The 24183-nt window shown below is 69.0% G+C and carries 9 protein-coding genes; 7 read left to right on the plus strand and 2 right to left on the minus strand.

Annotation, left to right across the window (positions count from 1 at the left end):
- Positions 1-90 precede the first annotated feature (90 nt).
- From GA0074704_RS07935 to GA0074704_RS07960, 6 genes are all read left to right on the plus strand, one after another.
- Positions 91-816 carry a thioesterase II family protein gene (locus GA0074704_RS07935; RefSeq protein WP_088969896.1) on the plus strand — a complete coding sequence of 242 codons (726 nt, stop codon included), beginning with the start codon at positions 91-93 and terminating at the stop codon, positions 814-816.
- Positions 813-1643 carry an SDR family oxidoreductase gene (locus GA0074704_RS07940; protein WP_088969897.1) on the plus strand — a complete coding sequence of 277 codons (831 nt, stop codon included), beginning with the start codon at positions 813-815 and terminating at the stop codon, positions 1641-1643. Before GA0074704_RS07935 ends, GA0074704_RS07940 begins: the two co-directional genes overlap by 4 nt.
- A gap of 39 nt (positions 1644-1682) precedes the next feature.
- Complete coding sequence (locus tag GA0074704_RS07945; RefSeq protein WP_197697611.1) at positions 1683-4316, plus strand: amino acid adenylation domain-containing protein; 2634 nt, start codon at positions 1683-1685, stop codon at positions 4314-4316.
- Positions 4317-4444: 128 nt separating this feature from the next.
- Positions 4445-5449 carry a methyltransferase domain-containing protein gene (locus GA0074704_RS07950; protein WP_088969898.1) on the plus strand — a complete coding sequence of 335 codons (1005 nt, stop codon included), beginning with the start codon at positions 4445-4447 and terminating at the stop codon, positions 5447-5449.
- Between the two features lie 42 nt (positions 5450-5491).
- Positions 5492-6691: a cytochrome P450 gene (locus tag GA0074704_RS07955; RefSeq protein WP_088969899.1), complete on the plus strand. Its 1200-nt coding sequence runs from the start codon at positions 5492-5494 to the stop codon at positions 6689-6691.
- Between the two features lie 164 nt (positions 6692-6855).
- Positions 6856-9051: an MMPL family transporter gene (locus GA0074704_RS07960; protein ID WP_088969900.1), complete on the plus strand. Its 2196-nt coding sequence runs from the start codon at positions 6856-6858 to the stop codon at positions 9049-9051.
- Between the two features lie 128 nt (positions 9052-9179).
- On the opposite strand, the gene GA0074704_RS07965 is transcribed toward GA0074704_RS07960, so the two are convergent.
- Together GA0074704_RS07965 and GA0074704_RS07970 are read right to left on the minus strand one after the other, a co-directional pair.
- A complete protein-coding gene (locus GA0074704_RS07965; protein ID WP_088973532.1) occupies positions 9180-9824 on the minus strand; it encodes a response regulator in 645 nt (214 codons plus the stop codon).
- Positions 9825-9838: 14 nt separating this feature from the next.
- Positions 9839-11173, minus strand: coding sequence for a sensor histidine kinase (locus GA0074704_RS07970; protein ID WP_172880469.1), 1335 nt, complete (start codon positions 11171-11173; stop codon positions 9839-9841).
- Between the two features lie 454 nt (positions 11174-11627).
- Between GA0074704_RS07970 and GA0074704_RS07975 the strand changes: the two genes are divergently transcribed.
- Entirely contained in the window at positions 11628-24029 is a 12402-nt protein-coding gene (locus GA0074704_RS07975; protein WP_172880471.1) for a non-ribosomal peptide synthetase, read from the plus strand.
- Positions 24030-24183 lie beyond the last annotated feature (154 nt).

The following is a 24183-nucleotide window of genomic DNA, read 5'->3' on the forward strand; positions in this document are numbered from 1 at the left end:
TATTCCGGGACCGAGCGCCGTGCCGGGATCTGTTTGCGGGCTTGGCGCCCGATCGTTTCCGCTCGCCGTTTTCCCGGTGGGAGAGGGTCCATGTCCGCCATTCCTGTATTCTGTTTTCCACCGGCCGGCGCCGGTGCCTCCTTCTATCACACGTGGCGCGGCTTCTCGACGACGCTGGACGTCCTCCCGGTGGAGCTGCCGGGCCGGGAGAAGCGGTACGACGAGCCGCTGCCCGGCGATCTGCGCGATCTTGCCGCACAACTCGCGGGCGACCTCGCCGAGGCAGCCTCTACCGCCGGACGCATCGTCCTGTTCGGGCACAGCTTCGGCTCGGTGCTGGCGTACGAGACCGCGCTGGTGCTGCTCGCGCGTGAACCCGGGCTGGACCTGACCCTCGTGGTGAGTGGATCCCCGGGACCGTGGACGTTGCGTGGCCGGCGCATCGCCACGCTGCCCGACGACGAGTTCGTCGCCGGCGTCCGCGAGATCTCGGGCTATCACCACCCGGCCCTCGACGACCCCGAGCTCAGGGACCTGCTGCTGCCGACCCTGCGTGCCGACGTGGTCATGCACGAGGCGTACCACTCGACCCACGGCGACGAGCCGCGGGAGCCGCTGCCGGCGAACATCCTGTCGATCCGGGGCATCGAGGACGAGGTCGTCGACGAACCGGCCGCCCGCGAGTGGGCGCGGATCGCCGGGCGAACGTTCCGCCTGGAGCAGGTCCCGGGCGGTCACATGTACCTCGTCGACTCGTGGCCCGGCCTGCTGCGCCTCATCCAGCGGCGCCTCCCGTCCGTACCCGTGACGGCATGAGCGGCAGCCTGGCGGGGCGGGTCGCCGTCATCACGGGCGCGGCCCGCGGTGTCGGTCGCGCCACCGCGACGGCGTTCGCGGCTGAGGGCGCGGACCTCGTGCTCGTCGACATCGCGGCGGACCTGCCCGGAGTCCCGTACCCGCTGGGCACGCCGAGCCAGCTGGAGCACACGGCGTGGCTGTGCCGCAAGGCCGGCGTCGTGGCGGAGACCGCAGTGGCCGACGTCCGCGACCTGGCTGCCGCCGAGCGGGTGGTCGGGGAGGCCCTCGCCCGGTTCGGGACGGTCGACGTCCTGGTGAACAACGCGGGCATCGCGGCGCCGTCGGGGGCGGTCGTGCACGAGGTCACCGAGCCGGAGTGGTCCCTGATGATCGACATCGATCTCGGCGGCGCCTGGCGGATGATCAAGGCGCTCGGAGCGTCGATGGTCGCCCGGCGATCAGGCAGCATCGTCAACGTCGCCTCGACAGCCGGACTTGTCGGCTACCGCAACTTCGCCGGATACGTCGCCGCCAAGCACGGCCTGATCGGCCTGACCAAGGCCGTCGCGCTGGACTACGCGCCCTACGGGATCCGGGTCAACGCCGTCTGTCCGGGCTCGATCCGTGACGACGAGGTGCTCGAAGGCCGGATGCTGCGCGAGATCGCCCGCTGCCTGGAGGTCGAGACGGCCGACCACGAGAGCACATTCGTGCAGCTGCAACCGGACAACGCGCTGGTGGAGGCGCCCGCGGTGGCCGCCGCGATCCTGTGGCTCGCGTCCGGTCGATCCCACCACACGACCGGGACGGTGCTGACGGTCGACGGCGCATACACCGCCCGCTGACGATCCCTTTCGGGAGGTAAGGTGCCTTCGCCCCACGACATGCCATCGACCACCGTGTACGGCCACGCGGCGGTGTATCCCTTACCGGCCACCGTCGACGCGTCACGCCGCCTCGATGACCTGAGCCGGCTCCTGGCCGATCCCGCGGCCCCGGGTGGGGGAGCGGCACGCGTCTGGCTGACCGCCGTCACCGGCTCGTCGGGCAGCGCCTCGGCAGAGCGGCACCGGGCCGTGGAGGTGCGTCGCCCGGTCGGCCCCACGGACGTACGCGTGGTGATCCTCTCCTACGACGACGATCGCGACGACCTGGTCGTCGTCGCGGGCGACGCCGGTTCCCGGGCGCTGCTGGAAGCGGTGGCGCAGATGGCCGGAGTGATCCCGGAGGCCACCTCCGCCACGTCGCCGCCGGCGCTCGCCGACGTCGTCGCCGCGCTGGGTCTGCTGTTGGCCGCCCACGGCACGGACAATCCTCCCCGCGTCACCGTGCTCCGCGAGGACGACGCGGGCCCGCGGGTGGGCGTCGTCACCGTGGACACCGGGGCGACCGGCACCGGGGCGTACCGCGAAGCGGTCGCCGAGGCGCTCAGCCGGCCGGCCCCGGAGCCGGCGGACCCCTCGACGCCGCTCCTCTACGCGGGAGCCACCGGCTACCGGCCGCTCCCGGCCCGCCCCCATCCACTCACGGTCACGGTGTCCGGTGACGGCATCACCGTCGAGGTGAGCGCGGACCCCGGGCGGCCCGGGTGGGCCCGGGAGGACATCGGTGACCTGATCCGCCACGTCGCCGTCCAGTTGGCCGAGGCTCCGCAGGACGCGTCACCGACCTCGCTGAGCCTGCTGCCGCCCGGTGAGCGCGCACGGCTGCGCGCCCTGGGCGCCACCCCGCGAGATCCCGGTTCCGACGGGCGTTGCGTACTCGACGCCTTCGCCGACCGGGTGGCGGCCACACCCGACGCCGTCGCCGTCGGGGACGGTACCACCCGGCTGACCTATCGTCAGCTCGACGAGCGGGTGAACCGCTTCGCACGGGTGCTTCGAGCGCACGGCGTGCGCAGCGGCGACCGGGTCGGAGTCTGCCTGGACCGCTCCACGGACCTCGTGACGACGCTGCTCGCGGTTCTGGCCGCGGGCGCGGTGCAGGTGCCGCTCGACCCGCGCAATCCCGGTGCGCGCCTGGCGGCGGTCGCGGCGGATGCCGGCGTCGCCCTCGTCGTCCTGGACGCGGAAGCGCCGCCGGTGGGCGACAAGCCAGGGCTCACCCTGGCGCAGCTCGCCGAGGAAGCCGCACCGCGGTCCGCGGCTCCGCTGAGCATCGACCTCAAGCCGGAGGATCCCGCGTACGTCATCTACACCTCCGGCTCCACCGGTAGGCCCAAGGGCGTGGTCGTGCCGCACGTGAACGTGACACGCCTGATCTCCGCGACCCGGTCCGACTTCGGGTTGACCGGATCCGACGTCTGGACGATGTTCCACTCGCCGTCGTTCGACTTCTCGATCTGGGAGATCTACGGCTGCCTGCTCACCGGAGGCCGGCTCGTCGTGGTGCCCTACTGGACGACGCGGTCTCCGGACGACTTCCGGCGCCTGCTCCTCGACGAGAAGGTCACAGTGCTGAGCCAGACGCCATCGGCCTTCACCCAGCTCCTGGAACTGGAGAGCCGCAAGCCGGTCGGCCTGTCAGTGCGTCTCGTCGTCTTCGGGGGCGAGAGTCTCGACGCCCGCGTGCTCACGCGGTGGTTCGACGCATGCCCGCCGGCGCGGTGCCGGGTCGTCAACATGTTCGGAATCACCGAGACGACCGTGCACGTGACCGCCCAGACCATCACCCGCGCCGAGGCGCTCGCCTCCTCCCGTTCCGTTGGCCGCCCGCTGCCCGGCTGGTCGGTGCGCATCCTCGACCCGTACCGCCGCCAGATGCCCGCCGGCTGGCCCGGTGAGATCGCCGTCGGCGGGGACGGTGTGGCGGCGGAGTACCTGGGGCGCGCGGAGCTGACGGCCGAACGGTTCGTCATCGACCCCGAGGACGGTACGCGGATCTATCTCAGCGGGGACCGGGGAAGGCTCCTCCCCGACGGGCGGATCGAGCATCTCGGCCGGTTGGACAGCCAGGTCAAGGTTCGCGGTCACCGGGTGGAACTTGACGAGATCCGCTCCGTGCTGCTGGCCGAGCCGGACGTGACCGCGGCAGCCGTGGTGCTCGACGTCCCCGACCCGTCCGACCCGGCCGGGGCGCGGCTCAACGCGTATGTCGTCCGCGACTCGGCCGGCCCCACCGACCTGCGCAAGCGGGTCGCGCGCGTGCTGCCCGACTACATGGTGCCCAGCACTGTCACCGAGTTGTCGGCGCTGCCGCTGACAGCCAACGGCAAGCTGGACACCGGGCGTCTCCCGGCTCCCGCCGAACCGGTATCCAAACCGGTTCCGGCCTCGGGCCGCAGCAGCACCTCGGGCGGCGAGCCGCTGGACGTGATCCTCGACGTCTGGCGGAGCGTCTTCGGGGAGTCCGCCGGAGAGGCGCACAACTTCTTCGATCTCGGCGGCAACTCCCTGCTCGCCGTCCGGCTGGTCCGGAGCCTGCAATCGCGCGGGATACCGCTCGTGGTCCGCGACATCTACCGGTTCAACACCCCGCGCGAACTCGCCGCCCGCGTCGAGCAGCCGGGCGGGACCTGAACCCCGCCCGGGCATTCGTCGTCCAGTGAAACGTGTGGTCCGGGCCACCGGTGCTCTCGGACCATGGTCAGCGTCGGCGGGTGACCGCCGGATCGCTCGCCGTCCCATCATCGGCAAGGGGAGAAATCATGATCACCGAAACATCCGCCCAGGATTCGGTCCGGGCCGCCGCGCAGATCTACAACTCCGCGGTCGCCTCCTGGGCCATCGCTGCCGCGTGGGAGCTTGGCGCCCTGGAGGAACTGCGGGAGCACGGAAAGCTGGACTCGTCGGCCTTCGCCGCCGCGAACGACCTCGACGCCGCCTCCACGTACGGGATGCTGCGGGCGATGGTGGCCGTCGGTGTGCTCGACCGTGACGGCACCGTCTTCGCGCCCGCCGCCAGCTTCGACGAGATCTACCGGACCAAGTCGTTCTTCCACTGGCTGAGCCGGGGCTGCTCCGACCTGTTCACCGACATGCCCGCCGTGCTGAAGAACGCCAACCGGACGGGTGACTTCTACAACCGTGACGCGGCCGCCATCAGCTACGCGTGCCGGGACATCAACGCGAAGTGCTTCGACCCGGCCTTCTGGGCTGCCATGGAAGGCCTCAACGGCTCGTTCTCGGTGGTGGCAGACCTCGGCTGCGGCAGTGGTGAACGGCTCATGCAGATCGCCCAGCGTTACCCGGGCGTCCGCTGTGTCGGCCTGGACATCGCACCGGCCGCCATCGCCGCCGCCGAGAGCGACCGCGACAAGGCCGGGCTGACCGACCGGATCACGTTCCACCAGGCGGACGTACGCGCTGTCGACTCCCTGCCCGAACTCACCGAGGTCGACCTGCTCACGTGCTTCATGATGGGGCACGACTTCTGGCCGCGGGAGAACTGCGTCGCGACGCTGCGTCAACTCCGTGAGCGCTTCCCCAATGTGAAGAAGTTCCTGCTCGGCGACGCGACCAGGACCGTCGGCATTCCCGACTCCGAGACCCCTGTCTTCACCCTGGGCTTCGAGGTGGGTCACGACATGATGGGCGTCTACATGCCCACCATGGACGAGTGGGACGGCGTATTCGCCGAGGCCGGCTGGCATCTCACCAAGAAGCACCTCATCGACGCCCTCACCGCGTCGGTCGTCTTCGAGCTCGAGTAGAACCTCGGCAACCGTCAGAATGACAGCGAATGGAGCACAGGCATGACCGAATCGCGTCTCGAGTTCCAACCACCCACCACGGAAGACGGCGGCGCGGAGCTGCTGGCCTGGCTCCGGCAGATGCGCACGGAACAGCCGATCTGGCGTGACGCGGAGAGTGGGGCCTTCCATTTCTTCCGGTACAAGGACGCGGCCCGGGTGCTTGCCGATCCCGGTGCCTTCTCGTCGGACATGAGTGCCGCCGCCCCGGAAGACGTACCGAACTTCATCGAAGGCAGCCTCGCCACGACCGACCCGCCGCGGCATCGCCAGCTACGCAACCTGGTGAGCGGCGCGTTCACTGCGGGCATGGTGGAGAACCTGGCACCCCGCATCACCGAGATCACCAACGACCTGCTCGACGCGGCCGGCGACGAGATGGAGTTCGTGGAGGCGCTGTCCAACCCGCTCCCGGTGACGGTCATCGCGGAGTTGCTGGGTGTGCCGATCACCGACCAGCCGAAGTTCCGGCGCTGGGCCGACGCCGCCATCACCGCCACCAATGACGCCCAGGTCGGTGAGGCGGCGTTCCAGATCAACGACTGGGTGGCCGAGCAGGTCCGGGAGATGCAGGAATACCTCATCGACTACGCCAACAAACGGCGTGACGATCCCACCGGCGACCTGATGAGCCGACTCGCCTGCGCCGAGGTGGACGGCACCGCCCTGACCGACAACCAGCTCTTCAGCTTCGCGGCGGACCTGCTGTTCGCCGGACACATCACGACGACCATGTTGCTCGGCAACGCCCTGATGAGCCTGGACGAGCACCCCGACGCGCTCGCGGCGGTCCGTGCGGACCGCAGCCTCATCCCCGCCGCCTTGGAGGAGGTGCTGCGCTGGCGTCCCCCGATCACCATGACGAACCGCCTGGTAACCCGGGACACGGAGGTGGACGGGGTGGCCGTTCCGGCGGGGAGCCTCGCCATCGTGTGGCTGCTGTCGGCCAACCGCGACGAGGATCGCTTCGTCGAGGCCGGTCAGTTCGACATTCGGCGCAGCCCGAACCCGCACCTCTCATTCGGGCATGGCATCCACTTCTGCATCGGTGCCCCACTCGGCCGACTGGAAGCCAGAATCGCGCTGAATATCCTCCTCGACCGCTACGCGGAAATCCGTATCGCCGGCAAGCCGGAGTTCCTGTCCGCCCCGGGCCTCTACGGCGTACAGACGCTGCCGCTCGCAATGCGCGCACACGCGTGATCCGCCGTCGTACCCGAGTCCACCGGCGGGTGGTGGGGTTAACCCCCTAGGAGACACGGGGGGTTCACGGCAAAGACGGGGCCGTGGTCGTCCTGCCAGGATGACAATCAGTTGATCCAGAGTGTGCGGTACGGCCGAAGCGGTCTGCGTTGAAGGAGAAACAAATGGCTCGTCAGCCAGCCACTGTCAAGGTTGCCCGGTGGAGCGCAGTGCGGCCCTGGCGAGCGATCGGTGCCTGGATCGTCTTCGTGGCGGTGTGCGTCGGTGTCAGCGGAGTGGTCGGGACGCGCATGGTCACGCCCGTCGAGGCGGCCGTGGGGGAATGGGGGCGCGCCGAGCAGATCGTCGCGGAAGGGAACTTCAAGGATCCCGCTCAGGAGAACGTCCTCCTCACCTCCAGGAGCGGTGGCTCGATCGACAAGGCCGAGGGCACCCGGGCCGCCCAGGATGTGCTCCAGCGGCTGCGGGCGCTGCCGGAGGTGGAGTCGGCCGAAGGGCCGGTGCCGTCGCCGGACAGCTCGGCGATGCTCGTCCAGGTCGCCATGACCGGCGACAAGCTGACCGCCTCGGAGCGGGTCGAGCCGCTGTTGGGCGTGGTCGAGGCGGTTCAGGGCGCCTATCCGGGGCTCCGGGTGGAGATGGCCGGCGACGCCTCGACCAACAAGGCGGTCAGCGACACCCAGATCAAGGACTTCCAGCGAGCGGAGATCTTCAGCATCCCGCTCACGTTGATCATCCTGGTCTTCGTCTTCGGCGCGCTGATCGCCGCCAGCATCCCGTTGGTGCTCTCGCTGACCGCGGTGGCCGCCGCGATCGCCCTGTCCGCCGTCACCTCGCACGTGGTCCCGTCGACCAGCGCACTCAGCAGCATCATCCTGCTCATCGGGTTGGCGGTCGGCGTCGACTACTCGCTCTTCTACATCCGCCGGGAACGGGAGGAACGGCGGGCCGGGCGTGAGCATCGCGAGGCCGTGGAGATCGCCGCCGCCACTTCCGGTCACGCCGTCGTGGTCTCCGGCCTGGCCGTCATCGTCTCCATGGCGGCGCTCTTCGTGGTCGGCAACAGCGACTTCTCCTCCATAGCGACGGGCACCATCCTGGTGGTGGCGATCGCGGTGCTCGGGTCGGTCACCGTCCTGCCCGCCCTGCTGAGCAAGCTCGGCAAGTGGGTCGACCGGCCTCGGGTGCCCTTCCTGTGGCGGATGCTGGAGCGCCGCCGGGAGAGCGGCCGCAGCATCTGGGCCACGGTCCTGAAGCCCTCCCTGCGGTTCCCCAAGGCCACGCTCCTCATCTCGGTGCTCGCGCTGCTCGCCATGGCGCTGCCCATGACGGACATGCGCCTCAAGGTCGTCCAGGCGACGGACATGCCGGCATCCGTGCCGATCATCGCGACCTACCAGCGGCTGACCGCCGCCTTCCCGAGCACCAACAGCGAGCACCTCGTCGCGGTCGAGGCGCCTGCCGGAAAGTCCGCCGCGGTCAACGCCGCACTTCGCCAACTGATCGACCGTACGAGCGGTGATCCGCTGTTCGCCGCCGAGCCGATCTCCTCGATCCGGACCTCCCAGGACGGCAGGGTCGCCACGGTGGGCCTCGGTGTGCCGTTCGATCCGCGCGACGAGCAGGCCGAGCGATCCCTGCAGAAGCTACGTGACGAGTACCTGCCGGAGACCGTGGGCACGGTTCCGGGTGCCCGCTACGCGGTAGGCGGCCAGGTCGCCGTCAACCACGACTACGTCGACGAGATGGTCAAGGCGCTCCCCTGGGTGGTCGGCATCGTCCTGCTGCTCACGTTCATCGTGCTGCTGCTGACGTTCCGCTCCGTCGTGGTCGCGCTCACCGCCATCGTCCTGAACCTGCTCTCGGCGGGGGCAGCCTTCGGACTGCTCACGCTGGTCTTCCAGCGCACCTGGGCCGAGGACCTCCTGGACTTCCGTTCCAACGGGGGCATCGTGTCGTGGCTCCCGCTGATGCTCTTCGTCATCCTGTTCGGGCTCTCGATGGACTACCACGTATTCGTGGTCAGCCGGATCCGGGAGGCGTACCGGCGGGGCGAAGCAATCCGCGACGCGGTACGCATCGGCATCGTCGGCTCCGCCGGCGTGGTCACCAGCGCCGCGATCATCATGGTCGGCGTCTTCTCGGTCTTCGGGACGCTTACGGCGCTGGAGTTCAAGCAGCTCGGTGTCGGCCTGGCCGTGGCGATTCTGATCGACGCCATTGTGATCCGCGCGATCGTCCTGCCCGCGGCCATGATCTGGCTCGGTAAGGCCAACTGGTGGGCGCCGCGGTTCCTGCACCGCGCCGATGACCAGCAGCCGTCTCCGCAGCCGGCGGAGGTGCCGGTCTCAGCATCCTGACGAGACCGCACTCACGGTCCGCCCTTGTTGCCCACTCCCCCCGGGGCAAGGGCGGACCGTCCCGCTGTCCCCTAAACCGCGGTCCGCTCCGGGAGCACTGGCCGACGCCGGGCGGCCGGAACCGGGCCTCATCCCTCCAGGAAGCGCAGGACCGCAAGCACCCGCCGGTGATCCTGGGTGGTGGCGGGCAGGTCCAGCTTCAGGAAGATGTTGGTGACGTACTTCTCCACCGCACCGGGGGTGACGGTGAGCGCCTTGGCGATCGCGACGTTCGAGCGGCCCTCGGCCATCAGCGCCAGCACTTCGCGCTCACGCGGGGTGAGTGCGGTGAACTGCCGGGAGCGCTGCTGTACCTGCAGGAGCTGGGTCACGATCTCGGGGTCCAGCACCGTGCCGCCGCTTGCCACCTGCTGGACCGCCTCGACGAAGTCCTTGACGTCCGCCACCCGGTCCTTGAGAAGGTAGCCGACACCGCCGGCGCCGGCGGCCAGCATCTTCGCGGTGTGGTGGACTTCGACGTACTGGGAGAACACCAGCACGCCGACCTTCGGGCAGGAGCGACGCAGGTTGATGGCGGCGAGCAGGCCGTCCTCGGTGTGGGTCGGTGGCATCCGGACGTCCACGATGGCGACGTCCGGCGCGGTTCGCTCGACTACCGCCAGCAGGTCGTCGGCGCTGCCGACCTCGCCGACCACCTCGTGCCCGCGCGCCGTCAGCATCCGGACCAGGCCGTCCCTGAGGACGACGGAGTCCTCGGCGATGACGACACGCATGTAGGTGCCCCGCTTCACGCTCGCAACGGCAGATGTGCCCGAATGATGGTCGGGCCGCCGACCGGACTGTTGACGGTGATGCGCCCGTCAACCCGCCGAAGCCGTTCCGCGAGCCCGGTCAGACCACTACCGGCCCCTATCCGGGCCCCGCCACGTCCGTCGTCCTGCACTTCGAGGCGGATCATATCGTGCCGTTGACTGACCCGGACCGAGGTACGGGTCGCATCGCTGTGCTTGACCACATTGGTCAGCAGCTCTGCCACGCAGAAGTAGGAGATGGCCTCGATCGCCGGTGATGGCCGGTCGTACAGGTCTATCGACAGGTCCACGGGCACCTTGACGCTGTTGGTGAGGCTGGCCAGGGCCGCATCGAGACCACTGTCGAGGATGGGAGGGTGGAAGCCGCGGGCGAGGTTCCGCAACTCGGTCAGCGCCTCCTTGGCATTGCTGTGCGCAATCTCGATCAGATCCCGTATCTGCTGCTTGTTCTGCCCGGAGTCGTCGTCCTCGAGCGTCTGCTTGATGAGGCCGAGATCCATCGCCAGGGTGACGAGCCGTGCCTGTGCGCCGTCGTGCAGGTCGCGCTCGATCCGGCGGAGAGCGCTGGTCGCGTCGTCCAGGGTTCGTGCCCGCATATCCTCCAGGTCCCGGATGCGCTCGGCTCCGCGCCCGGGGCGCAACAGGATCCAGCTCAGCAGGCGGTCGGGAGCCAGCGAGATGTGAATCGCACGCGGCGCCAGGATCAGCATGAGGACACCGGCGAGCCCGAGAGCCAGGGCGCTGAGCCAGGTGTCGAAGTAGAACGAGTCGAACCGGAGCGTGGTCTCCGGCTTGACGACACCTTCCTCGTCCGCGACGGAGGCGCCCATGCGGAACCAGACCGGGTACGTCGCCAGCACCGCCCCCAGGCCGTAGAAGGCTGTCGCGGTGACGAATGCGGTCGACGCGGTCGGCAGTTTGGCCACCAGGTAGAGCATCACGCGCCAGGCACTGGCGTCGGTCAGGTGAGCGATCGTCCAGCCGCCGAGGCCGGGGCGTACCGGAGGCGGCGGCGTGCGGTCCAGCCAGACGTCCAGCAGCCTGGCTCTGCGTGCCTCGACCGCGCCCCAGCGGCGGGCGCCGGCCAGCCCGAGCGCCAGGAGGGGAATGCCGGCGAGGACGACGGCGAGACCCACCCCGACGAACAGGACGGCCAGTACGTACAGCGGCCCGAACACGGCGACGACCAGGTTGCCGAGCACATAGCGGAACTCCTGCAGCCCACGGCTCTGCCGGCGCTGTCGGTCGGACGTCATCGGCGGTGGCGGGCCGATCTCCGCGCCGAGTTCCGGAGGTGACGCCGACTCCACGTTCACATCCTTCCGGTCGTCCAGTGACCGCCGGGACAGGCTGCGGCACCGGGACAGCTTCGCAGCGGTCACGAGCGGCCAGCAAGGGGGCTATCAGAGCTCGCGTTTTCGGGTTATCCCCACTTCCGCGACGCATCGCAGCGGTCGGGAACAGCGGGCCGAAGCCGCGCACGGGACCTACACGGTGTCATGAAAAGAACGGCACGAGCTCCAGCCTGACCGCATCTGGTGCCTGTGTTCATGCGCGGCTGAAAGATGTTGCCCGCCATGTCGTCGAATGCGAGCGTCAACGTCGCCTTCATTCCCGCCAAGGATGGAGGCTTGGGCTCGTTCCGGCGACGATTCCGTTCTCGCTCCTCCGACCGATCATGAATACCCTCCGATCCCAGCCAGCCGACTGACCGTGGTGCGGCGCCTGGTCGCTCCTTCGCATTTGACGAAAGAGGAATACACGATGTCGTTGTCGCGTGAAGACCGTATCGCCGCGCTGCCCGCGCACGTCCGGGAAGAAGCTCTCAAACGCCTCTCCGGGCGTGTGGTGGGTGGGGGTATTCCGGTGGTGGGGCGGGGTGAGGGTTTGCCGTTGTCGTTTGCGCAGCAGCGGTTGTGGTTTTTGGCGCAGTTCAATCCGGGTGGGGTGGATTACAACGCGTCGGCGGGTTTGCGGTTGGTGGGGGGGTTGGATCGTTCGGCGTTGGTGGGTGCGTTGGGTGATGTTGTGGCCCGGCATGAGGTGTTGCGGACGCGGTTGGTGTCCGTGGGTGGGGTTGGTGTGCAGGTGGTGGAGCCGGCGGGTTCGGTTTCCGCTGAGGTTCGGTTCGTGGATGGGGTGAGTGCCGGGGCGTTGGACGATGTGGTGTTGGAGGAGGTGTCGAGGCCGTTTGATGTGTCGGTTGTGCCGTTGGTGCGGGCGTTGGTGGTGGGTGTCGGGGTTGATGAGCATGTGGTGGTGTTGACGTTTCATCATGTGGCGGTTGATGGCTGGTCGTTGGGGTTGCTGACCCGCGAGTTGGGTGTCTTCTATGACGCTCGGGTGCGGGGTGTGGATGCGGGTTTGCCGGTGCCGGTGGTGCAGTACGCGGATTTCGCGGTGTGGCAGCGGTCGCGGTTGACCGAGCGGGTGCTGGCCGAGGGTGTGGGGTATTGGCGGCGGCAGTTGGCGGGTGTGCCGGTGTTGGAGTTGCCGGTGGATCGGCCGCGGCCGGCGGTGCGGTCGACGGTGGGTGCGGTGGTGCGGGGTGTGGTGCCGGCGCAGACGGTGGCGGGTTTGTCGCGGTTGTGCCGGGCGCGGGGTGCGACGTTGTTCATGGCGTTGACGGCTGCGGTGCAGGTGGTGTTGGGCCGCTGGTCGGGTTCGTCGGATGTGGCGGTGGGGTCGGTCACTGCGGGTCGTGACCGTCGCGAGTTGCAGGACATGGTGGGCTTTTTCGTCAACACCGTGGTGTTGCGGTCGCGGATCGCCGAGCAGGAGTCGTTCGGGCAGTTGCTGGGGCGGGTGCGTGAGACGGTGCTGGAGGCGTTCGCGCATCAGGATGTGCCGTTCGAACGGCTGGTGGAGGAACTCGTCGAGCAGCGTGACCCGAGCCGGTCACCGCTGTTCCAGGCGATGGTGGTGGTGCAGAACGCGCCGGTGGAACTGCCCCGGTTGAGTGGCCTGGCGGTGACGGAGTTCGAGCTGCCGTGCGTGGCCGCGCAGTTCGAGGTGACCGTGGAGTTCACGGTGCCCGGCCCCGCCGACCCCGACCAGGGTTTGCAGATGGTGGTGGAGTTCAACACCGACCTGTTCGACGAGTCGACGATGGTGCGACTCGGCGAGCACATCGTCGAGTTGTTGCGGGTGGTGGCCGCGGACGCGGTCGCCGAGGTGGAACGTCCGCTGGCGTTGGTGGACATGCTGCCGGCGGCAGAGCGTGACCTGGTGGTGCAGGGATTCAACGACACGACGATGACCGTGCCGCAGCCCCACTGCGTGCAGGAGTTGTTCGCGCAGCGCGTGGCGCGCACCCCGGACGCGATAGCGGTGATCGACCAGGCCGGACCCGTGACCTTCGCCGAACTCGACACCGCGGCGAACCGGGTGGCGCACTGGTTGCGTGCCGCCGGCGCCGGTCCTGGTTCGCTGGTCGGGTTGTGTGTGTCGCGGGGTCGGCTGATGCCGTTGGGGATGCTGGCGGTGCTGCGCTCCGGAGCGGCTTTCGTGCCGCTGGACCCGGGCTACCCGGACGACCGCCTGGCACACATGATCACCGACAGCGGCACCACCCTGGTACTGACCGAACACGCACTACACCAACGCCTAAGCGCGGCCGGCCCGCACACGCGGTGGCTGGCCCTGGACGACACCGACACCGACACCGCCGGACTCCCCGACACCACACCCGAACACACCGCCACCCCCGACGACCTGGCATACGTCATCTACACCTCCGGCTCCACCGGCACCCCCAAAGGCGTCCAGATCGAACACCGGCAGCTCTGGCACATCGCCCACGCATGGGACCACCGGTTCGGGCTCACCGAACGGCCGCTGCGCTTCGTCTCGATCTCCAGTCTCTCGGTCGACCTCTCCTTCGCCGATCTGCTGCGCTCGGCGTTCTTCGGCGGCACGCTGATCATCGCGGATACCGACACCGTCACCGACCCACCGGAGCTGCTGCGGCTCATGGAACTCACCGGCGCGACGGGCTTCGAGGTGGTCCCGTCCCTGTTGCGGGTGCTCGTGCAGGAATGCCGGAACCAGGGCGTGCCCTTCCCGCCGCTGGCGCTGCTGTCGGTGGGCTCCGAGGGCTGGCGGGTCGAGGACTGCCGCGACCTTCTCGGCATCCTGCAGCCGGGCACCACCGTGGTGAACGCCTACGGGGGCACCGAGGCGACGGTCGACTCCACCGTTTTCGAACCGACGCTCGAAACCATCGAGGGCCGCTCTGTCGTCCCTATTGGACGGCCGTTGGGTAACACGGTGGTTTATGTGGTGGATGAGGGTTTGAATCCGGTGCCGGTGGGTGTGGCCGGTGAGTTGCTGATTGGGGGTGACGGTCTGGCGAGGGGTTATTGGGGTCGTGCGGATCTGACGGCGGAGCGTTTTGTTCGGGTGTCGTTCGCGGGCGGGCGGCGGGTGTACCGGACGGGGGATGTGGGTCGGTGGGGTGCGGATGGGTGTCTGGAGTTTTTGGGGCGTGTCGATGAGCAGGTGAAGGTTCGTGGGTTCCGGGTGGAGCCGGGTGAGGTGGAGGCGGTGTTGTTGGCTCATCCGTCGGTGGGTGAGGCGGTGGTGGTGGCTGTGGGTGAGGGTGCGCGGCGGCGGTTGGTGGGTTATGTGGTGGGTGTCGGTGGTGGTGGGGTGGATGTGGGGGTGGTGCGGGAGTTCGTGGCGGCGCGGTTGCCGGGGTTCATGGTGCCGTCGGTGGTGATGGTGGTTGACGGGTTGCCGTTGTTGCCGTCGGGGAAGGTGGATCGGCGGGGTTTGCCGGTGCCGGTTGAGGTGGATGCGGGTGGGGTTTTTGTGGCTCCGCGTTCGTCGGTGGAGCGGGTGTTGGCGGGGGTGTGGGCTGAGGTTTTGGGTGTGCCTCGGGTGGGGGTGGAGGATAATTTCTTTGAGCTTGGTGGGGATTCGATCCTGAGTATTCAGGTGGTGTCGCGGGCGCGGGCTGCGGGTTTGTGGTTGTCGTCGCGGGATTTGTTTGTGCGGCAGAGTGTGGCGGCGTTGGCGGCGGGTCTGGAATCGGGGGAGATCGGCCGGCCGGGGCCGGTGCAGCAACGGCCGGTGGTGGACGGGGTGTGGGAGTTGACCCCGATTCAGCGGTGGTTCTTCGACGTTTTCACCGCTGATCCGTCGCATTACAACATGTCGGTGCTGCTGGAATTGGATCCGCGGGTCGAGGTGCGGCTGCTGCGGGACGTGGTCGACGCGTTGGTGGCGGAGCACGACGTGTTGCGGTGTCGGTTCGTGCGTGGTGAGGACGGCGGTTGGCGGGCTTCCTGCGCGCCGGTGCAGGACATGTCGGCGGTGTTCGACGTGGTCGAGATCCCGGCGGACGAACAGCAGGCGGAGTGGGTGATGCAGGAGCAGGCGCGGCGGGCGCAGGCGTCGTTGCGGTTGGACACCGGTCCGCTGCTGCGGGCGGTGGTGTTCCGGGGTGGTTCACAGCCGCCGCGGTTGTTGTTGACGGTGCATCACCTGGTGGTTGACGGGGTGTCGTGGCGGATCCTGTTGTCGGATCTGCAGGCCGGTTATCGGCAGGTGGCGGCGGGTGAGCCGGTGCGGCTGGAAGCGGCGACGTCGTCGTTCCAGTACTGGGCGCAGCGTCTGGTGGGGCATGTGGCCGCGGGTGGGTTGGACGCGGAGTTGGAGTACTGGTCGCAGGTGTCGGCGGCGGATCCGCGGTTGCCGGTGGATGCGCAGGCGGCGAATACCGCGGGTGCGGTGCGTGAGGTGTCGGTGCGGTTGGACGCGCGGCGGACTGACCTGTTGTTGCGTCGGGTGCCGGCGGTGTATCGGACGCAGATCAACGATGTGCTGGTGGCGGCGTTGGGTCGGGTGCTGGCGCGGTGGACCGGCCGGGATCGGTTGTTGATCGGGATGGAGGGTCACGGTCGGGAGGAGTTGTTCGATGATGTCGATGTGACCCGGACGGTGGGCTGGTTCACCACGCATTTCCCGGTGCCGTTGCACGTGCCGGAACAGGGTTCGGCGGCCGAGCCGGACTGGCGGATCCTGATCCGCGCGGTGAAGAGTCAGTTGCGTCGGGTGCCGGGTCATGGTCTGGGATACGACGCGTTGCGGTGGCTGTCGGGGCCGGACCAGCCGGGCGCGGTGCTGCGTGGCGACGCCCAACCGCAGATCAGTTTCAACTACCTGGGCCAGTTCGACACCGCCGGTTCCGCCACCGGCGGCGGGTTGATCACCGGCCAGCGGGCCGGGATCGGTCAGGACCACAGCGAAGCCGGCGAACGACCGTACCTGCTGGATGTCGCCGGCAGCGTCCTCAACGGCCACCTCGACATCGTGTTCGCCTACAACCACCACATCCACCACCCCGCCACCATCACCACCCTCGCCGACACCTACCTGAACACCCTCGAAAACCTCATCGACCACTGCGTCGACATGGCTGCCGGCGGATGTACGCCGGAGGATTTCCCGTATGCCGGGCTGGATCAGGCGGCGGTGGACGCGGTGGTGGGTGACGGTCGTGAGGTGGAGGATGTGTACCGGCTGACGCCGATCCAGGCGGGGATGCTCTTCCATGCCCTGATGGCGCCCGAGTCGGGGGTGTACCTCGACCAGATGTCCTTCGTGCTCGAGGGTGTCCGGGACGTGGACGCGTTGGCGCGGGCGTGGCAGGTGGTGACGGATCGGACGCCGGTGTTGCGGAGTTCGGTGGTGTGGCAGGGGGTGCCGGAGCCGGTTCAGGTGGTGTGGCGGCGGGTGGTGTTGCCGGTGCGTCGGGTGGACTGGTCGGGGTTGTCGGTGGGGGAGCAGGAGGCCGAGGCGCGCCGGTTGTCGGAGGAGGAGCGGCTGGCGGGTGTGGATCTGGGGCGGGCGCCGTTGTCGCGGTTGGTGCTGGCGGAGTTGGGCGACGACCGCGTCCGCGTCCTCCGCACCTCGCATCATCTGATGTTGGACGGGTGGAGCACGTTCCAGGTGTTGTCGGATGTGTTCGCCGTGTACGGGGCGTTGGTGTCGGGGGCGCGGGGCGCGGCGGTGGTGGCGGGGTTGCCGGTGCGGCGTCCGTTCGTGGATTACGTGGCGTGGTTGGCGGCTCGTGATCGTGGTACGGAGCAGCGGTTCTGGCGGGAGGTGTTGGCGGGGTTCGAGGCGGCGAACGTGTTGCCGGTGGACCGGGTGCCGGTGGGGTCGTATCAGGCTCGGGCGGATGCGTCGGTGCCGGTGGTGTTGCCGTCGGTGGTGTCCGATGCGGTGGTGGGGTTCGCGCGGCGGCATCGGTTGACGGTGAACACGGTGGTGCAGGGCGCGTGGGCGTTGTTGTTGTCGCGGTACTGCGGTGTGCGGGATGTGTGTTTCGGTTCGACGGTGTCGGGTCGTCCGCCGGAGTTGGCGGGCGCGGGTGATGTGGTGGGCATTTTCATCAACACGTTGCCGGTGCGGGTGCGCGTCGACGGTGGTGAGCCGGTCGTCGGCTGGCTGCGGGGTTTGCAGGACGCTCAGGTGGCGGCGCGGGAGTTCGAGGGTTCGGCGTTGGCGGACATCCAGAGCTGGAGTGAGGTCCCGGCCGGCTCGCCGATGTTCGACAGCATCGTCGTCTTCGAGAACTACCCCGCCGACCTCGGTCTCGGTGCCGAGCACGGTCTGCGGATGACCGGCCTGGCGGGCACGGAAGCCACCAGCTTCCCCCTCAACCTGCTGGCGTACCCGGGCGACGGACTGGCGCTCACGCTCGCGTACGACCCCCGGATGTTCGACGAGACGACGGTACGGCGGATGGTCGCCCACCTTGGGCGGATCATCGAAGGACTCGCCGCCGCGGATGCCGCCGGCTCGCTGGCTGCCGTGCCGATGCTCACCGCGGAGGAACAGCGGGAGGCCGTCGGGCGGCACAACGGCGCCCTGGTGCCGATCGGACCGGAATGCCTGCCGGACCTCTTCGACGCGCAGGTCCGGCGTACCCCCGACGCGCCGGCCGTACGCTTCGAAGGGCGGACGCTCACGTACGCGGCCTTCGCGGCCCGGGCCAACCAGCTCGCGCACCATCTGCGTGAGCTCGGCGTGGGCCCCGGTGACCTGGTCGCCGTGTCGCTGCCCCGGTGCATCGAGCTGGTCGTCGCCCTCTACGCGGTCCACCAGGCCGGCGGCGCCTATCTTCCCCTTGATCCGGACTACCCTGCCGAGCGCCTCGCGTTCATGCTCGACGACGCGCGTCCCCGGGTGGTGCTGACCGACAGCCGTACCGAGAAGGTCCTGCCGTCGGGGCAGAGCACTGTCGTACTGCTCGACACCGAGACGACCGGCGCCCTCCTGAGCGGCCTTCCCACCGGTCCGGTCGACCGGAGCGGACTCGATCGGAACAGCCCCGCCTACGTCATCTACACCTCCGGCTCCACCGGCCGTCCGAAGGGTGTCGTCGTGCCGCACGTCGGCGTGGTGAACCGGCTCCTCTGGATGCAGGACGAGTACGGTCTCGCTGCCGACGACCGGGTTCTGCAGAAGACCCCCTCGAGTTTCGACGTCTCGGTATGGGAGTTCTTCTGGCCGCTCATGACCGGCGCCGCGCTCGTGGTGGCCCGGCCGGACGGACACGCCGACCCGGAGTACCTGGCCGACCTCATCCGGCGGGAACGGATCACCACCGTGCACTTCGTACCGTCGATGCTGCGCGCGTTCGTGGACACGCCGGCCGCCGCCGGGATCGAGACGCTCAGGCGGGTGATCTGCAGCGGAGAGGCGCTGCCCGCGCAGCTGTGGCGGCATTACCGCGAGGTGCTGGATGCCCCGCTGCACAACCTGTACGGCCCGACCGAGGCGTCGATCGACGTGACGTACCACCAGTGCGTGGACAGCGACCTGGACGGCACCGTTCCGATCGGCAGGCCGGTCTGGAACACGTCCATCCACATCCTGGACGCCGATCTGGCGCCGGTGGTGCCGGGCAGCGAGGGTGAGCTGTGCATCGGGGGCGTCCAGCTCGCCCTCGGGTACCTGAACCGGCCGGAGCTGACGGCTGAGCGCTTCGTGCCGGACCCGTTCGACGGATCGGATGGCCGCCTCTACCGCACCGGTGACCTGGCCCGGCGGCGGGCGGACGGCGTCATCGAGTACCGCGGCCGGCTGGACGAGCAGGTCAAGGTGCGTGGCTTCCGGATCGAGCTGGGCGAGATCGAGGCGGTGCTGGAACGGCACCCGGAGGTCGAGCGGGCGGCGGTGACCGCACCGGCCGACTCCGGCGGCGGACGGCGGCTGGTCGCTCACGTCGTGGCCGTCGACGGACGGTCACCGGTCGCGGCCGAGCTCCAGGAACACCTGGGAGAGCACCTTCCCGAGCACATGGTCCCGGGCCTGGTACTGCTGCGTGACGACCTGCCGCTGACCCCCAGCGGCAAGCTGGACCGCCGTGCGCTGGAGACGGCCAATCTCGCTACGGACGCCGTGGCGGTGTTCGTGGCGCCCCGCACCCCTGTCGAACGGGCGGTGGCGGCCATCTGGGCCGAGGTGCTCGAGGCGCCCCGCATCGGCATCGAGGACAACTTCTTCGCGCTCGGCGGCGACTCCATCCGCACCATCCGGATTGCATCGATGATACGCGATGTCCTCGGAGTCGATCTGCCCCTGCGCCGCCTGTTCGATCTGCCCACTGTCAGCGCCCTGGCCGCCGAGATCGAGCAGTCCGGGCGTGTGGTGGGTGGGGGTATTCCGGTGGTGGGGCGGGGTGAGGGTTTGCCGTTGTCGTTTGCGCAGCAGCGGTTGTGGTTTTTGGCGCAGTTCAATCCGGGTGGGGTGGATTACAACGCGTCGGCGGGTTTGCGGTTGGTGGGGGGGTTGGATCGTTCGGCGTTGGTGGGTGCGTTGGGTGATGTTGTGGCCCGGCATGAGGTGTTGCGGACGCGGTTGGTGTCCGTGGGTGGGGTTGGTGTGCAGGTGGTGGAGCCGGCGGGTTCGGTTTCCGCTGAGGTTCGGTTCGTGGATGGGGTGAGTGCCGGGGCGTTGGACGATGTGGTGTTGGAGGAGGTGTCGAGGCCGTTTGATGTGTCGGTTGTGCCGTTGGTGCGGGCGTTGGTGGTGGGTGTCGGGGTTGATGAGCATGTGGTGGTGTTGACGTTTCATCATGTGGCGGTTGATGGCTGGTCGTTGGGGTTGCTGACCCGCGAGTTGGGTGTCTTCTATGACGCTCGGGTGCGGGGTGTGGATGCGGGTTTGCCGGTGCCGGTGGTGCAGTACGCGGATTTCGCGGTGTGGCAGCGGTCGCGGTTGACCGAGCGGGTGCTGGCCGAGGGTGTGGGGTATTGGCGGCGGCAGTTGGCGGGTGTGCCGGTGTTGGAGTTGCCGGTGGATCGGCCGCGGCCGGCGGTGCGGTCGACGGTGGGTGCGGTGGTGCGGGGTGTGGTGCCGGCGCAGACGGTGGCGGGTTTGTCGCGGTTGTGCCGGGCGCGGGGTGCGACGTTGTTCATGGCGTTGACGGCTGCGGTGCAGGTGGTGTTGGGCCGCTGGTCGGGTTCGTCGGATGTGGCGGTGGGGTCGGTCACTGCGGGTCGTGACCGTCGCGAGTTGCAGGACATGGTGGGCTTTTTCGTCAACACCGTGGTGTTGCGGTCGCGGATCGCCGAGCAGGAGTCGTTCGGGCAGTTGCTGGGGCGGGTGCGTGAGACGGTGCTGGAGGCGTTCGCGCATCAGGATGTGCCGTTCGAACGGCTGGTGGAGGAACTCGTCGAGCAGCGTGACCCGAGCCGGTCACCGCTGTTCCAGGCGATGGTGGTGGTGCAGAACGCGCCGGTGGAACTGCCCCGGTTGAGTGGCCTGGCGGTGACGGAGTTCGAGCTGCCGTGCGTGGCCGCGCAGTTCGAGGTGACCGTGGAGTTCACGGTGCCCGGCCCCGCCGACCCCGACCAGGGTTTGCAGATGGTGGTGGAGTTCAACACCGACCTGTTCGACGAGTCGACGATGGTGCGACTCGGCGAGCACATCGTCGAGTTGTTGCGGGTGGTGGCCGCGGACGCGGTCGCCGAGGTGGAACGTCCGCTGGCGTTGGTGGACATGCTGCCGGCGGCAGAGCGTGACCTGGTGGTGCAGGGATTCAACGACACGACGATGACCGTGCCGCAGCCCCACTGCGTGCAGGAGTTGTTCGCGCAGCGCGTGGCGCGCACCCCGGACGCGATAGCGGTGATCGACCAGGCCGGACCCGTGACCTTCGCCGAACTCGACACCGCGGCGAACCGGGTGGCGCACTGGTTGCGTGCCGCCGGCGCCGGTCCTGGTTCGCTGGTCGGGTTGTGTGTGTCGCGGGGTCGGCTGATGCCGTTGGGGATGCTGGCGGTGCTGCGCTCCGGAGCGGCTTTCGTGCCGCTGGACCCGGGCTACCCGGACGACCGCCTGGCACACATGATCACCGACAGCGGCACCACCCTGGTACTGACCGAACACGCACTACACCAACGCCTAAGCGCGGCCGGCCCGCACACGCGGTGGCTGGCCCTGGACGACACCGACACCGACACCGCCGGACTCCCCGACACCACACCCGAACACACCGCCACCCCCGACGACCTGGCATACGTCATCTACACCTCCGGCTCCACCGGCACCCCCAAAGGCGTCCAGATCGAACACCGGAGTCTCGTCGAGGCGCTCGCCGTCGTGGAGCCGGTCCTCCGCCTCGATGACCGGGACGTCCTGCTGACGACGGGTGCCGGCCACTCGCTGTGGGAGACCTGGGCGGCGCTGCTGGCCGGGGCCCGCCTCGCGTACGCGCCCCCGGTTGGCGACCCGCACGCTCTCGGTGAGGCACTGCTGGAGCACCACGTCACGGTCGCTTCCATCCTGCCGTCGGCACTGCAACGGCTGGCCGCCGGCAAAGCCGACGGGGTGCCGCCGCCTCGGGCGTCGCTGCGGAGGATCCTGCTCAGCGGGGAGACACTCTGGTCCACCCAGCACCAGGCGTGGCGCGAGGCGTTCCCGGAGGCCTCGGCGCAGCTGGCGTACGCCTGGTGCCCGGAGGTCGCGGCCGGACCGGTGACGTGGAGCCCCGTGTCCACCCCCGCCGTCGGGCGTCCGCGCCGGGAGCCGGCCGGCCCGCCGCTGCCCGGGCGTGCCCTGTGGATACTCAACGCGGCCGGTGCCCACCAGCCGCTCGGTGTGCCGGGAGAGCTCCGGATGAGCGGCGCCGGTCTCTCCCGGGACGTGTCCGGGCAGGGAGTACGCGCCGACGAGCCGGTGGCACTCAGGCCCGACCGCACGATCGAGGTGTACTGCCGCGACGACGACATGCTCTCGGTCCACGGCGTGCGTGTCGATCCGGGCGAGATCGAGGGGGTGCTCTCGTCGTACCCGCTCGTCGCGGAGAGCGTGGTCACCGTCATCGAGGACCGCCTCGGTCGACGACTGGCGGCCCACGTGGTGCCGTCCGGCTTCCAGGTGCCCGAACGCTCGGAGCTACGGGCCTTCGCCTCCGAATGGTTGCCGGGGTTCATGGTGCCGTCGGTGGTGATGGTGGTTGACGGGTTGCCGTTGTTGCCGTCGGGGAAGGTGGATCGGCGGGGTTTGCCGGTGCCGGTTGAGGTGGATGCGGGTGGGGTTTTTGTGGCTCCGCGTTCGTCGGTGGAGCGGGTGTTGGCGGGGGTGTGGGCTGAGGTTTTGGGTGTGCCTCGGGTGGGGGTGGAGGATAATTTCTTTGAGCTTGGTGGGGATTCGATCCTGAGTATTCAGGTGGTGTCGCGGGCGCGGGCTGCGGGTTTGTGGTTGTCGTCGCGGGATTTGTTTGTGCGGCAGAGTGTGGCGGCGTTGGCGGCGGGTCTGGAATCGGGGGAGATCGGCCGGCCGGGGCCGGTGCAGCAACGGCCGGTGGTGGACGGGGTGTGGGAGTTGACCCCGATTCAGCGGTGGTTCTTCGACGTTTTCACCGCTGATCCGTCGCATTACAACATGTCGGTGCTGCTGGAATTGGATCCGCGGGTCGAGGTGCGGCTGCTGCGGGACGTGGTCGACGCGTTGGTGGCGGAGCACGACGTGTTGCGGTGTCGGTTCGTGCGTGGTGAGGACGGCGGTTGGCGGGCTTCCTGCGCGCCGGTGCAGGACATGTCGGCGGTGTTCGACGTGGTCGAGATCCCGGCGGACGAACAGCAGGCGGAGTGGGTGATGCAGGAGCAGGCGCGGCGGGCGCAGGCGTCGTTGCGGTTGGACACCGGTCCGCTGCTGCGGGCGGTGGTGTTCCGGGGTGGTTCACAGCCGCCGCGGTTGTTGTTGACGGTGCATCACCTGGTGGTTGACGGGGTGTCGTGGCGGATCCTGTTGTCGGATCTGCAGGCCGGTTATCGGCAGGTGGCGGCGGGTGAGCCGGTGCGGCTGGAAGCGGCGACGTCGTCGTTCCAGTACTGGGCGCAGCGTCTGGTGGGGCATGTGGCCGCGGGTGGGTTGGACGCGGAGTTGGAGTACTGGTCGCAGGTGTCGGCGGCGGATCCGCGGTTGCCGGTGGATGCGCAGGCGGCGAATACCGCGGGTGCGGTGCGTGAGGTGTCGGTGCGGTTGGACGCGCGGCGGACTGACCTGTTGTTGCGTCGGGTGCCGGCGGTGTATCGGACGCAGATCAACGATGTGCTGGTGGCGGCGTTGGGTCGGGTGCTGGCGCGGTGGACCGGCCGGGATCGGTTGTTGATCGGGATGGAGGGTCACGGTCGGGAGGAGTTGTTCGATGATGTCGATGTGACCCGGACGGTGGGCTGGTTCACCACGCATTTCCCGGTGCCGTTGCACGTGCCGGAACAGGGTTCGGCGGCCGAGCCGGACTGGCGGATCCTGATCCGCGCGGTGAAGAGTCAGTTGCGTCGGGTGCCGGGTCATGGTCTGGGATACGACGCGTTGCGGTGGCTGTCGGGGCCGGACCAGCCGGGCGCGGTGCTGCGTGGCGACGCCCAACCGCAGATCAGTTTCAACTACCTGGGCCAGTTCGACACCGCCGGTTCCGCCACCGGCGGCGGGTTGATCACCGGCCAGCGGGCCGGGATCGGTCAGGACCACAGCGAAGCCGGCGAACGACCGTACCTGCTGGATGTCGCCGGCAGCGTCCTCAACGGCCACCTCGACATCGTGTTCGCCTACAACCACCACATCCACCACCCCGCCACCATCACCACCCTCGCCGACACCTACCTGAACACCCTCGAAAACCTCATCGACCACTGCGAATGAGCAGGTCGGGGCGAGAACGGGGCTGCCCCGACAGGGCGGCCCCGCTCTGCCGTGCGCAGCGTGTCATCGGCTTTCATGCGCACTTGAAAAGCTTTGGGGAGCGTCCAAAACCGGTGCCAGGGTGAAGCTCCAATTCACGCTCGCGTGCAGCGAT

Source organism: Micromonospora siamensis, from assembly GCF_900090305.1.
GTDB lineage: Bacteria > Actinomycetota > Actinomycetes > Mycobacteriales > Micromonosporaceae > Micromonospora > Micromonospora siamensis.

Bases quoted from the DNA above. Each gene is read 5' to 3' on its own strand.
- GA0074704_RS07935 (WP_088969896.1), top strand. From the start codon at position 91: ATGTCCGCCATTCCTGTATTCTGTTTTCCACCGGCCGGCGCCGGTGCC.
- GA0074704_RS07940 (WP_088969897.1), top strand. From the start codon at position 813: ATGAGCGGCAGCCTGGCGGGGCGGGTCGCCGTCATCACGGGCGCGGCC.
- GA0074704_RS07945 (WP_197697611.1), top strand. From the start codon at position 1,683: ATGCCATCGACCACCGTGTACGGCCACGCGGCGGTGTATCCCTTACCG.
- GA0074704_RS07950 (WP_088969898.1), top strand. From the start codon at position 4,445: ATGATCACCGAAACATCCGCCCAGGATTCGGTCCGGGCCGCCGCGCAG.
- GA0074704_RS07955 (WP_088969899.1), top strand. From the start codon at position 5,492: ATGACCGAATCGCGTCTCGAGTTCCAACCACCCACCACGGAAGACGGC.
- GA0074704_RS07960 (WP_088969900.1), top strand. From the start codon at position 6,856: ATGGCTCGTCAGCCAGCCACTGTCAAGGTTGCCCGGTGGAGCGCAGTG.
- GA0074704_RS07965 (WP_088973532.1), bottom strand. From the start codon at position 9,824: ATGCGTGTCGTCATCGCCGAGGACTCCGTCGTCCTCAGGGACGGCCTG.
- GA0074704_RS07975 (WP_172880471.1), top strand. From the start codon at position 11,628: ATGTCGTTGTCGCGTGAAGACCGTATCGCCGCGCTGCCCGCGCACGTC.